This is a genomic window from Actinoallomurus purpureus (genome assembly GCF_024055795.1).
In the GTDB taxonomy this organism is placed as follows: Bacteria; Actinomycetota; Actinomycetes; order Streptosporangiales; family Streptosporangiaceae; genus Actinoallomurus; species Actinoallomurus purpureus.
Genome location: NZ_JAMXMY010000008.1, coordinates 104,454 through 116,329, shown reverse-complemented (window position 1 = coordinate 116,329; position 11,876 = coordinate 104,454). Strand labels below are relative to the sequence as shown.

Annotated in this window: 14 protein-coding genes; 11 read left to right on the top strand and 3 right to left on the bottom strand. The window is 70.5% G+C overall.

Features of this window, described 5'->3' with window-relative positions; translation table 11 throughout:
• Positions 1-29: 29 nt before the first annotated feature.
• From pdxR to NE236_RS16825, 6 genes are all read left to right on the top strand, one after another.
• Entirely contained in the window at positions 30-1,478 is a 1,449-nt protein-coding gene (pdxR, locus tag NE236_RS16850) for a MocR-like pyridoxine biosynthesis transcription factor PdxR (protein ID WP_252842934.1), read from the top strand.
• Positions 1,479-1,569: 91 nt separating this feature from the next.
• Positions 1,570-1,827 carry a hypothetical protein gene (locus NE236_RS16845; RefSeq protein ID WP_252842933.1) on the top strand — a complete coding sequence of 86 codons (258 nt, stop codon included), beginning with the start codon at positions 1,570-1,572 and terminating at the stop codon, positions 1,825-1,827.
• 107 nt (positions 1,828-1,934) lie between these two features.
• Entirely contained in the window at positions 1,935-2,759 is an 825-nt protein-coding gene (locus tag NE236_RS44510) for a helix-turn-helix domain-containing protein (protein WP_252842932.1), read from the top strand.
• 574 nt (positions 2,760-3,333) lie between these two features.
• Positions 3,334-4,143 carry a helix-turn-helix domain-containing protein gene (locus tag NE236_RS16835; protein WP_252842931.1) on the top strand — a complete coding sequence of 270 codons (810 nt, stop codon included), beginning with the start codon at positions 3,334-3,336 and terminating at the stop codon, positions 4,141-4,143.
• Positions 4,140-4,259, top strand: a complete 120-nt coding sequence (locus NE236_RS16830; RefSeq protein ID WP_252842930.1) for a DUF397 domain-containing protein — start codon at positions 4,140-4,142, stop codon at positions 4,257-4,259. Before NE236_RS16835 ends, NE236_RS16830 begins: the two co-directional genes overlap by 4 nt.
• Positions 4,256-4,354, top strand: a complete 99-nt coding sequence (locus NE236_RS16825; protein ID WP_252842929.1) for a DUF397 domain-containing protein — start codon at positions 4,256-4,258, stop codon at positions 4,352-4,354. The genes NE236_RS16830 and NE236_RS16825 overlap by 4 nt, the downstream gene beginning before the upstream one ends.
• Before the next feature lie 54 nt (positions 4,355-4,408).
• Here the strand turns inward: NE236_RS16825 and NE236_RS16820 are convergent, their stop codons facing one another.
• Entirely contained in the window at positions 4,409-5,620 is a 1,212-nt protein-coding gene (locus tag NE236_RS16820) for an MFS transporter (protein ID WP_252842928.1), read from the bottom strand.
• 342 nt (positions 5,621-5,962) lie between these two features.
• On the opposite strand from NE236_RS16820, the gene NE236_RS16815 reads away from it, so the two are divergent.
• The 3 genes from NE236_RS16815 (at position 5,963) to NE236_RS16805 (ending at position 7,814) form a co-directional block, all read left to right on the top strand.
• A complete protein-coding gene (locus NE236_RS16815) occupies positions 5,963-6,100 on the top strand; it encodes a hypothetical protein (RefSeq protein WP_252842927.1) in 138 nt (45 codons plus the stop codon).
• Positions 6,101-6,186: 86 nt separating this feature from the next.
• Positions 6,187-6,786: an RNA polymerase sigma factor gene (locus NE236_RS16810; RefSeq protein ID WP_252842926.1), complete on the top strand. Its 600-nt coding sequence runs from the start codon at positions 6,187-6,189 to the stop codon at positions 6,784-6,786.
• A gap of 2 nt (positions 6,787-6,788) precedes the next feature.
• Complete coding sequence (locus NE236_RS16805; protein WP_252842925.1) at positions 6,789-7,814, top strand: CU044_5270 family protein; 1,026 nt, start codon at positions 6,789-6,791, stop codon at positions 7,812-7,814.
• A 99-nt stretch (positions 7,815-7,913) separates the two neighbouring features.
• Here the strand turns inward: NE236_RS16805 and NE236_RS16800 are convergent, their stop codons facing one another.
• Both NE236_RS16800 and NE236_RS16795 read right to left on the bottom strand, forming a co-directional pair.
• Complete coding sequence (locus NE236_RS16800; RefSeq protein WP_252842924.1) at positions 7,914-8,696, bottom strand: ABC transporter permease; 783 nt, start codon at positions 8,694-8,696, stop codon at positions 7,914-7,916.
• The gene (locus NE236_RS16795) at positions 8,689-9,624 is read right to left on the bottom strand and encodes an ABC transporter ATP-binding protein (protein WP_252842923.1); all 936 of its coding nucleotides are present in this window, start codon (positions 9,622-9,624) and stop codon (positions 8,689-8,691) included. The genes NE236_RS16800 and NE236_RS16795 overlap by 8 nt, the downstream gene beginning before the upstream one ends.
• Before the next feature lie 54 nt (positions 9,625-9,678).
• On the opposite strand from NE236_RS16795, the gene NE236_RS16790 reads away from it, so the two are divergent.
• Together NE236_RS16790 and NE236_RS16785 are read left to right on the top strand one after the other, a co-directional pair.
• Positions 9,679-10,284, top strand: coding sequence for a DUF1707 SHOCT-like domain-containing protein (locus NE236_RS16790; RefSeq protein ID WP_252842922.1), 606 nt, complete (start codon positions 9,679-9,681; stop codon positions 10,282-10,284).
• 336 nt (positions 10,285-10,620) lie between these two features.
• On the top strand, positions 10,621-11,868 hold the full coding sequence (locus NE236_RS16785; RefSeq protein ID WP_252842921.1) for an extracellular solute-binding protein: 1,248 nt from the start codon (positions 10,621-10,623) through the stop codon (positions 11,866-11,868).
• Positions 11,869-11,876 lie beyond the last annotated feature (8 nt).

The window sequence follows — 11,876 nt, the reverse complement described above, 5'->3', positions numbered from 1 at the left end:
GCAAAAAGGACCATTCCGAAAGGCGGCGCGTGGACCTGCATCTGACGCTCGACCGCTCCGCCGGTCGACTGGCCTTCCAGCTCGCCGACAGACTGCGCGACCTCGTGCGACGCGGCACGCTCGTCCCCGGGCACCGGTTGCCCTCCACCCGCGACCTCGCCGGTGACCTGAACGTCTCCCGGGGAGTCGTGGTCACCGCGTACGAGCAGCTCGTCGCCGAGGGGTTCCTCGTCTCGCGTCAGGGCGACGGTACGCGGGTGGCCCGGGCGCCCGTGCCCGAGCCGCCGCCGACCCCCGCCGGCGCGGCGCACCGGCGCGTTCTCCGGCTCGCCGCCGGCATGGACGCCGGGCCGGTCGATCCGCCGGGCATCACGTACGACCTGCGGCCCGGCAAGCCGGACCTGACGTCCTTCCCCAGGGAGCGGTGGGCGACGACGCTGCGCGACGTACTGCGCGGGCTCCCGCACGCCGAGCTCAACTATCCGGACCCGGCCGGCACCCGACGGCTGCGGGCCGAGCTCGCGGCGTACCTGGCGCGTGTGCGCGCCGCCGTGGCGGAGCCCGGAACGGTCGTGATCACCGCAGGTGTGGCCCATGCGCTGTCGACCGTCCCGCGCATCCTCATCGAGGAGGGGCACCGGCTGCTCGCGGTCGAGGATCCCCTCGCTCACCAGCAGATCCCGCTGATCCGGGCGACCGGCGTCACCATGGTGGGGGTTCCCGTGGACGAGGAGGGGATCGACGTCGCCGCGCTGGCCCGGACGCGGGCACGGGCGCTGCTCATCACCCCCGCGCACCAGTTCCCGACCGGGGTCGTACTCTCACCCCGCCGGCGCGCGGCCCTCGTCGAATGGGCGCGGGCCGTCGACGCTGTGATCATCGAGGACGACTACGACGGAGAGTTCCGCTACGACCGTGAGCCGGTCGGCTGCCTGCAGGGCCTGGCTCCGGAACGGGTGGTCCTGGCCGGGTCGGTGAGCAAGGCACTGTCCCCGGCCCTGCGGCTCGGCTGGGCGGTGGCACCGCCATGGCTGGCCGTCCGGCTGCGCGCCGCGCGGGCGCTGTACGACCTCGGCTCCTCAGTGCTCGACCAGCACGTCCTCGCCCAGATGATCGCGAGCGGCGCGTACGACCGGCACCTGCGCGTCATGCGGCGGCGTTACCGGGACCGCCGTGACGCGTTCACCACCGCCCTGACACGGCGCCTCCCGGCGGTGCGCGTTCACGGCGTGTCCGCCGGACTGCACGCGTACGTCGAACTGCCCGCCGGTGTCGACGAGGCGGAGGTCGTCGCCCGAGCCGCCGCGTCGGGCGTCGCCGTCGAAGGGGTCGCCCAGATGCGCGTGCGACGCCCTGGTCCGCCCGCGATCGTCGTCGGCTACGCGCGCCTGTCTGAGCGCAGACTCGCCGAGGCGGTGGAGCTCCTGGCGAGGGCCGTGTCGCCCGCCGCCCGCACCGATCCGGAGACCCCGGCATAGCCGACTTTCGGACGGTACGGAACACGCATCGCGGTCCGCCCGTGTCGAAATCGCGGAGGCGGGTACGACTGCCGCGATGAGGAGGACGACAATGAGTCTTGACGAAGCCGCCCGCCAACTCGAACTCGCCGCCCACGACACGCAGGTCGCCTTCGACTGCATAGGCCTCGGTGACATCGAACGCGCCCATACCCATGCGATCACCGCCCGCGCGGCGGCCGACGCCGCCGAGGCCGCACTGCGCATCGCCCTCACCGAGATCAAAACCCCTGAAGAGGCCGAACGCGCCGGTGAGGAGGCGATGCAGCGCCTCCAGCGGGAGATGCGCCCCCACGCCTCCCACCCATAGGGTCTGCCGTCGACCGCGTTCCCGCCCCCGGCGGGGACGCGGTTTCGTGTCATCGCCGCCGGTCGCCGCCGGACGGAGACCGCCCGCGGCGGCGTTAGCATCGGCTCGTGCGTGTCGGACCGCAGCCGATGGACGGCGCCGCCGGGGTCCGCGCGTGGGCCGACGGCCGGCCCGCCCCGGCTCTGCGCGGCCGGGTGCTCGCCTACTCCGGCTACCGGGAGACCACCCCGGCGCCGGTACGACGGCGGGAGACGCCCGCCGGTGAGCTCATCCTCATCATCGGGTTCGGGGACCCGCACCAGGCCCAGGCCACCCCCGACGCCGGTGACCTGAGCCCCTTCACCTCGTTCGTCGCGGGCTTTCACGACCGGCCGATCCTGACGGGACACGACGGCCGCCAGTGCGGCGTCCAGATCCGGCTCGATCCCCTCGGCGCCTTCTCGCTGCTCGGCGTGCCGGCCCATGAGCTTGGCAACCGGGTCGTGGCCCTGGCGGACCTGATCGGGCCCGCGGCGGGTCGCTGGACGGAGCGCCTGGAGGGCGCCGGGTCCTGGCCGGTGCGCTTCCGCCTCCTCGACGCCCTTCTCACCGAGAGAGCGGAGGCCGGCCCGGTGCCGTCGCCGGAGATCGTGTCCGCGTGGCGCACGATGCGCGCCGCCCACGGAGCGGTTCCGATCGGGGAGCTCGCAGCCGCCGCGGGGTGCGGCCACCGGCACCTGGTGGCCCGTTTCCGGCAGCAGGTCGGCACGACGCCCAAGACCGCGGCACGCGTGCTGCGCTACGCGCGGGCGGCCCGGCTGCTGGCCCGCGGGAGCCTTCCTCCGGCCGAGGTCGCGGCGGTGTGCGGGTACGCCGACCAGGCCCACCTGACGCGGGAGTTCACCCGGTTCGCGGCCACGACCCCGGCCGTCGTCCGCCGGTGGGCCGGGTAAGCGGTCGATTTCCTTCAAGACCCGGACACCGGACTTCTCCTACGGTCGTCGCGTCGGTCCGGAGAAAGGAATCGATCATGTACGACCCGCGACGCGGTTATCCGACCATCGTGCCCTGTGTCCTGTACGACGATCCGCCGGCGGCGGCTCGGTGGCTCTCGGCCGTCATCGGGGTCCGCGAGGTGGTCCGGGCGTCGCTGCCGGATGGCTGGGTCAGCCACGTGGAGGTGGAACGCGACGGCCTGATCATCCTTGATGCCTTGGGGGCCCAGGCCATCAGGGCGCTGGTCCCTATCCGCACCTCCAGCCCGTGGCATCGCAGGGCCGTGGCGAGTTCGTCCAGCCGGGCACGGATCAACCGCTCCTGCCGGAGGACGCCATTCCCTGATGTAGACATTTCTGCCTCGATTGCTGGTTCCTCGGCACCATCGGCCCCTGAAATATCGGACAATTCCTCGATCCTTTCCCTCGATCCGCGATGCCTTGATATGTATTCCCAGAATGCATTCCCCCGGCATGGATGTCGCCGTTCCACGGCACATCGGGATAGCGCTGGAAATGAGGAGGGATCACCATGCAGGCCAAGTCGTCGCCGGACCCGAAGTCGTCCATGTGGGCGTGGATGGCCCACGACCTGCGCTTTCATCGTGCCCAGCGCAATCTGACCGGGGACGCCGTGGCGAAGATCCTCAACTGCGCGCGGTCCAGCATTTCCAGACTGGAGAACGCCGAGGCGAAGCTGGACGACGGGCAGGCGGCGGCCCTCGATCGGGCCTGGCGCACGGGCGGCCACTTCTCCATCCAGTTGTGGTACGCCCAACGGGGTCACGACCCGAACTGGCATCAGCAGCACCTGGACATCGAGGCCCGGTCCTCGGTGATCAAGGTCTTCGAGGCGCTGGTCGTGCCCGGTCTGCTGCAGACTTCGGAGTACGCTCACGCACTCATCGCGGCGGGAGGCGTGCCGAACGTCGATCGCCTAGTGGAGGAGCGGATGCCCCGGCAAGTGATATTGACGCGGGACGACCCGCCCGTATTGTTGATATTGCTCACGGAAAGCGTGCTCGACTGGTCGATAGGAGGCCCTGCGGTGATGCGGAATCAGCTCGCCCGCCTCCTGGAGGCGTCTGAACTGCCGGATGTCGGGATTCGCGTCGTCCCCCGGTCCGCGGGCGCCCATTACGGACTCGACGGCAGCTTCAAGATCATGTCGGGTCCGTCGGGCGACGTCGCCTACACCGAGTCCCCGGGCGGCGGGAGGCTGGTGCCGTCGGCGGACGAGGTCCGCTCGTACCTCCTCCGGTACGACCGCATCGGCCAGCAGGCCCTACCCGAGGACCAGTCCCGGGAATTGATCAAGCGAGTCATGGAGACGATGAAATGAACGTTCCGGTCTGGCGGAAGAGCAGTCGCAGCGGGGCGCAGCAGGGCGACTGCGTCGAGATCGCGGTCGTCGAGTCCCGGGAATTGATCAAGCGAGTCGTGGAGACGATGAAATGAACGTTCCGGTCTGGCGGAAGAGCAGTCGCAGCGGGGTGCAGCAGGGCGACTGCGTCGAGGTCGCGGTCGTCGAGACGGACGCGCGGCCGTCCTGACGACCGGAACTCGACCCGCTCTCAGGGGCAGGTGCGCCGGCATGTACCGCCCGCTCAGGCGAGGGGGCGTTCGGCGACCGCCGGGTTGGGCGTCGCGCCGGCGACCGGCGTGGGTTCGAACCCTCGCGCCGTCCCGACGACGACGAGGCAGAGCGCGGCGCCGACGGCGTACGCGATCCACAGGTCGGAGGCGACCGCGCCCGCGACGACCGCCCCGAGCACGAAGCCCGCGTAGTTGAAGACGTTGACCCGCGACACGGCGATGCCCAGCCCCGTCGGATCGAGTCGGCCCGCCGCCGAGAACGACGTGGGCACCACGACGGACAGGCCGAGCCCCGCGACGGCGAACCCGGCGATGGCGACGGCGGGGTTCGGCGCGACGGCCGCGGTGAGCAGCCCGACACCGCCGACCAGCCCGCCCGCCGCGACGACCTTCGCCGCGCCGCGCGCGCGGACGAGCAGGTCCGCGCCGGTCCGGCTCAGCATCATGAAGACCTGGTAGGCGACGTATCCCAGCGGGGCGACGAAACCGGAGGCGTGCAGGTCGTCCTTGAGGTACTTGGCGCTGTAGCTCGACGTCGCGGAGTCCGCGATGTACATGCAGGTCACCGCCAGGCCGATGACGATGATCGGCTTCCACGGCACCCTCTTGGCCGCGGCCCTCAGCTGCTCGTCGCTGGGCCCGGTGGCCTCCAGCGCCTTCGGGTACAGGCGGCGGCCGGCCCACACGGACGCCGCGATACCGAGCGCCGCCGGGATGGCGAACCCGGTGCCGAGCCCCATATCGATCTTGTTGGCGAGCGCGCTCCACAGGCCCGCGAGGATGCCCGCCGCGCTCCACACGGCGTGGAACCCGGTGAGCAGACTCTTGCCGTACCGCGTCTCGGCGGTCACCGCCTGAGCGTTCATCGACGCGTCGACCGCGCCGACGAACAGGCCGAACAGCGCCGTCGTGCCGTACAGCGCGAGGTCACCGGGCGCGACGCCGATCGCGACGATCGACAGGAGGACGAGCGGCTGGGCGATCCGCAGCACCACGCCGCTGCCGTACCGGGGCATGAGCGAACCGGCGAGCACGCTGCCCAGCCCGGCGACCACCGGGACGGCCAGCAGGACGAGCGCGAGGGTCCCGTCGCTGAGGTTGTGGGCCTTCTGCAACTCCGGAATGCGGGTCACGAGGGCGGCGAAGCAGAGACCCTGCACCCCGAACGCCGCGTACGCCGCACGCCGACCGTGCCGGGTCCTCTGGTCGATCTCCACAGCCACGCTGCCCTCCGGAACGTGAAATACGTTCGCGTCAGCGTAGGTAGTGGATCTCGGCAGGTCAATAGACGTCCGTGCCTGCCCGGCGACGGTCTGGGAGAGCGGCGCCGGCCGGCGAGCCCGTCGTCGCCGATCGGATAGGCGACGGAACACGGCCGACCCTGGGAGTGAGCGCCGACTCGTCTCCGTTGACCTTGGGATTATCGCCCATCGCCGAGCCCCGGAAAGGGCAATGATCCCGAAGTGAACGAGCGTACGGACTCCGGCGGGAGCCGAGCCGGGTCGGGGCGGTGCCCGCCGGGTCCGCTTCAGGCCAACTGGCACTTCGCCGAGATCATCCGGTGCATGCCGGATTCCGAAGAGGAACTGTGCTGGTGGTGGAGCTGCGGCGAGCGCATCTGCCCGGCCGGTGACATCGAGCATGCCCGCAGGATCATCGCCTACGTGGTCACGCCGACCGCCGAACCCGCGGACGGCCGATGAGGCGGCGAACACTCTGCGGGCGATCGGTGAAAGAGGGGTGACCATGCCCCCTGCGGAAGGCAGACGATGAGACGAAGGACCTGGACATGGCCGCGGTGATGCGAGCCCTCCCGACGGAGGAGGCCACCGACGCCGCGATCATCGAGCAGTCCTTGCGTGAGCCGGAGACCTTCGCGGCGATCTTCGATCGCTATTACGTGCTGATCCACGGGTACGCCGCCCGCCGGCTCGGCGAGAGCCTGGCCGACGATGTGGCCGCCGAGACGTTCCTGCTCGCGTTCGACAACCGGACGAAGTACGACCTGTCCCGCGCGGACGCCCGCCCATGGCTGTACGGGATCGCCTCCAACCTGATCTCCCGGCACCACCGGGCGGAGGTCCGGCAGTACCGCGCGCTGGCCCGTACGGGCGTCGACGAGGTCAGCGAGGGCCACGCGGACCGCGTCGCGGTCCGGCTCGACGCGCAGGCCCATCGGGGACGGCTCGCGGCGGCGCTGGCCGAGATCCCCGACGCCGACCGGGATGTGCTCCTCCTGGTCGCCTGGGCCGAGCTCACCTCGGAGAAGGCGGGCGACGCCCTCGGCATCCCCGCCGGCACGGCACGGTCACGACTGCACCGCGCCCGCAAGCGGATCCGCGCGGCCCTGGGCCGGACCGACCCGACGACCACCCGAGAGGACCGATGACGATGGACGACCTGACCACCCTGCGCGACGCCTGGGACCGCCCGGCGCCTCCGTCGGCGGCCGCGCACGCGGCGGCCCGAGCCGCCCTCCTGGAGCGGGCCTCCGCCCGTACGGCCGGAACGGCCCCCCGCCGCGCCCGCCGATTCCGCCTGCCCCGGATGGGCCTTCGGCTCGCCGCCGTCGGGGCGCTGGCCGTCACGATCGCGGCCGGGGTGACCGTGGCGCAGAACCTCGGCGGCACGGACAAGAACGGTCACCCCCGCCCGGTCGTGCCCGGCCTGCCCGCGGGGGCGGTGGCCAACGCCCAGACGGTGCTGGCCCAGGCGGCCGAGCACGCACAGGCCCGCCCGCACAAACCTCCCCGCGCCGACCAGTGGGTCTATACCGAGACGCGGTACACCTCTCCCGGGAATCCACCGATCGGCAAGGTCCAGACGTCCAAGACGCCGCTGAAGACACGGATCGATCGGACCTGGTACCGGGCCGACGGCAAGAGGTTGGCCTCCTACGACCACGGCAAACTGGAGATCAGCCCGACGGGCGGTGGGGTGCCTCCTATCGGCTATACCTCCCTGTCGACGCTGCCACGTGACCCGGACGCGCTGCTGGCGTGGTTCCGCCGGCAGGGTGCCCCAGGCGACACCGCAGACGAACGCGACGGCCATATCTTCGACCTCCTTGGCTCACTGCTCGACAACAACGGTGTCGTGCCACCGCAGCAGGAGGCGACGGTCTATCGGGCGATGGCGAAGATCTCCGGAGTGACGCTCAACAAGGAGGCGTTGGACGTCGACGGGCGTCCGGCTCTCGCCGTCTCCCGCGTCAACGAGGGCTGGCTGCGGAGCGAAATCCTGTTCGATCGGAAGACGTACGCCTTCCTGGGCGAGCGGTCCGTCGCGGTCAAGGACCACACGGGCGATGCCGGCACCGGGAAATCCGGTTCCTGGACCGTCAAGAAGGGAACGATCGACGTCTTGTTCGTGCGCCTCGCGGCCGGCGTCGTCGACAAGCCCGGACAGCGCCCCTAGCGGACGCCGCACGGAACTCGGGTCCGGCCGGTCGCGGCCGGACCCGGAACACCGCCGTCAGCCGGCACCGGCCGCCGCCACGGACGGTGCCGTCGTCCTTCAATCGATGAGGCGGCGGCGCATGCCGCGTACGGCGAGGACCCACATGAGCGTTGCGAAGAGCGCGAGCGCGCCGACGTGGCCGAGGTCGGTGAGCGGCCGGAAGCCGAACGCCGCGTGCCGGACCAGCTCGACGCAGTGGTAGAGGGGATTGAAGTGGGCGGCCGTACGGGCCCAGCCCGGCAGCCCGTCGACCGGGAAGAACGTGCCGGCGACGAGGAAGATCGGGGTGAGCACCCCGGTGATCACATAGTCGAAGCTGTTGATCGACGGGACGACCGTGGACATCCAGACGCCGAACAGCGCGAACCCGATCGCCGTGAGGACCGTGAAGACCGGTACGGCGAACATCCCGGCGGCCGGGGGCAGGCCGAAGACCAGCGCGACCAGCAGCGGCACGCACGAGAACAGCCCGCCCTTGACCGCGATCCACGACGCCTCACCGGCGACCAGTTCGTGGACGTCCACGGGCGTCGCCAGCACCGCGTCGTAGGAGTGCTGGTAGATGCGCCGGATGTAAGTGTTGAACATCCCCGGGAACGCCGACGTGAACAGCGCGGCGGTCGCCACGATGCCCGTGCCGACGAAGTCGACGTAGCGGTAGCCCGCGATGTGGCCCAGCAGCGACCCGAACCCGAAGCCGAACGCCAGCAGGTAGATCGTCGGCTCGACGGTCGCGGCGAACGACGTGGAGGTCCAGTAGCGCCGGAACAGCGCCAGCTCGCGCCGCCAGACGCCGCGTACCGGGGCCCACTCGAACCGGCGGAGTCTCGTGTCAGCCAACGTTCTCTCCGGTCAGGACGACGAACACGTCTTCGAGGTTGGCCGCGCGCCGTACGACCCGGTCGCCGTTGCCGAGCGCGTCGGCCAGCGACGGCGGGATGTGCTCGGCGCGTAGCACCGACACGGTGGGGCCGGTGCGGCGGGTGGGCAGGCCGGCCCGGCGTACGAGCGCCTCGATCTCGGCGAGCCGGTCGGGCGGGCCGTGGTGCTCCTCGACGCTGCCGCCCGCGTGGTGGGCGATGAGGTCGCCGGGCGTGCCCTGCGCGACGATCCGGCCGCCCGACATCAGCGCGCAGCCGTCGGCGAGCCGCTCGGCCTCCTCGATGTAGTGCGTGGACATCAGCACGGTCGTGCCCTCGTCGCGGAGGGCGGCGATGAGGCCCCACAGGTCGGCGCGGACCTGGGGGTCGAGGCCGACGGTGGGCTCGTCCAGCAGGACGAGACGTGGCGAGTGCACGAGCCCGCGGGCGACCAGGAGCCGCCGCCGCATGCCGCCGGACAGGTTCACGACACGGGTCCCGGGGCGGTCGGTCAGCTGGGCGATCTCCAGGGCGCGGTCGACGGCGCCGCGCCGCCCGGCCCGGGGGACGCGGTACAGGTGGGCGAAGACCTCGAGGTTCTGCCGGACGGTCAGCTCCTCGTCGAGGTTGTCCGTCTGCGGCACGACGCCCATGACCGCTCGTGCCTCCTTGGACTCGGCGGGAATGGGATGGCCCAGGACGGTGATGGCGCCCTCGTCGGCGCGGGACTGTGCCGTGAGCATCCTCATCGTCGTCGACTTGCCCGCTCCGTTCGGGCCGAGCAGCCCGAAACAGACTCCGGCCGGGACGTCGAGGGTGAGCCCGTCGACCGCGGTGATGTGCGACCCGTCCTTGTCGCGGTACCGCTTGACGACGTCGCGCAGGGTGATCGCCGGGAGGTCCGCCATGGACTCCACGCTACGAAGCGGTCATGGTGGCACGCCAGCGAATATCGTCGAGCCGTGGAGTTGCCGTGGAGACCGAACGACGAGCACGTGCCGGCGCGTGACCTGCGCGCCTCCGACGCCGACCGGGAGCGGGTGGTCGCGCTGCTGCGCGACGCGCACGGCGACGGCCGGCTGACCGTCGATGAGCACGCCGAACGCGTCGAGGGCGCCTACACCGCCCGCACGCTGGGCGAGCTGTCGGCGCTGACCGCGGACCTGACCACCGCCGAGCAGCAGCCCATCCAGGTCGAGGACCGTCCGATGCTGGCGCTGTTCGGTACCGTACGGCGCGGCGGGCGCTGGGTGGTGCCGGTCCGACTGCCGGTGTCCGCGCTGTTCGGCACCGTGGAGATCGACCTTCGGGAGGCCCTGCTGCAGCGCCGGCACGTCGTCGTGCGGGCGGCGATGCTCGCCGGGCGGCTCCGCCTCGTGGTGCCGGAGGGCGTACGGGTGGAGTTCACCGGCCGTTCCGTTCTCGGCGCGCAGGACCTGCGGGTGCGGGTGCCGTACGGCGCCGATGCCCCGGTGGTGGAGGTCAGCGGCGTGATCGTCCTGGGGTCGGTCAACGCCCGTACGCCCAAGCGGCGTCGGCGCTGGGGGGTGGCCCGCCGCCGGTCGTGACCGGGGCGCGACAAGATCAGCAGGTCATGCCTCTTCGATAACAGTTAAGACTCCTACCTTCCTCTCCTCTTGAACTGGTACGGACCAGCTCCTATCGTTCAGTGCCATGCGCGATTTTGCTCAATGAGCGCCTCAATCGTGCACAACCTTTCATGCTGCGTGAAAGGAGGCGGCGGCGGGAGCCGCACAGCTGTGCCACGCCAAACGGCTGCTCGGAGGTGACGGGTCGAGGGGCCGGGCCGGGGGATTGGCGAACCCATAGGAAGACAATGACCGGGGACGTCGCGCGCACCCGCGTGGCCCCGGAGCCGAAGCAGGAGCAGAAGGCGGGGACAGGTGAAACGGCATCTCATGGCCGCCATCGCCGCGGGTCTCACGGTGGCCCTCGGTATGACCGGATGCAGCAAGGGCAGTTCGTCCGGCGGTGGTAGCAGTGACGGAAAGACGATCAAGTTCGCGGCGGCGATCTACGACGCGGACACCAAGGTGTACTGGGACGATCTGATCAAGACCTTCGAGGCCCAGAACAAGGGCTACAAGGTCAACCTGGAGATGGTCGACTGGACCCAGATCGACCAGAAGGTCAAGACCTGGGTACAGACCAAGCAGACGCCCGACATCCTCAACTACAACGCCTACTCCGACTTCGCGCGCGACGGCCTCATCTACAAGGCGTCCGAGATCGTCTCGCCGCAGGTGCTGAGTGACTTCCTGCCGCAGTTCGTGGCGGGGGCGAAGTACCAGGGCGAGCAGTACGGCCTGCCGTTCATCTCCAGCGCCCGGCAGCTGTTCTACAACAAGGACATCTTCAAGAAGGCCGGCATCACCGACCCGCCGAAGAGCTGGGACGACGTCAAGGCCGACGCCCAGAAGATCAAGAAGGCCGGCTTCATCGGTTACGGCCTGCCGCTCGGCCCCGAGGAGGCCCAGGCCGAGTTCTACTCCTGGGCGATGAACAACAACGGCGGCTGGGTCGACGCGTCCGGCAAGTGGGCGATCAACCAGCAGGCCAACGTCGACACCCTGAACTACCTGCGGGACCTGAACAAGTCCGGCCTGACGCAGCCGAACCCGGAGACCACCGACCGCAAGACGGTGTTCAACCAGTTCGCGCTCGGCAAGATCGGTATGGGCATCAACGGCCCGATGGCCCGCAAGAACGCCATCCAGCCGGTCAACAAGGACCTCAGCTTCGGCGTCGCGCCGCTGCCCAGCAAGGACGGCACGACGCACAACACGCTCGGCGTGCAGGACTTCCTGGTCGGGTTCAAGAACGGCGGCAAGAACAAGGACGCCGTCTCCAAGTTCCTGAACTTCTTCTACCAGAAGGACAACTCGGCCAAGTTCCTGCAGACCGAGGGCTTCCTGTCGGTGACCAAGTCGGCCGGTGAGGCGCTGAGCAGCGACCCGTACTACAAGCCGTTCGTCGACGCGCTCGCGAACGCCAAGTTCGCGCCGACCGACAACCCCGCCTGGTCGGCCGTTGCCGGCGCGGTGAAGCAGAGCCTCGGCACCTCCGTGGCGAACGCCGACCCGAAGAAGGTCCTGGACAACATCCAGCAGACGGCCGAGAAGAACGGCTGACGTGCAGG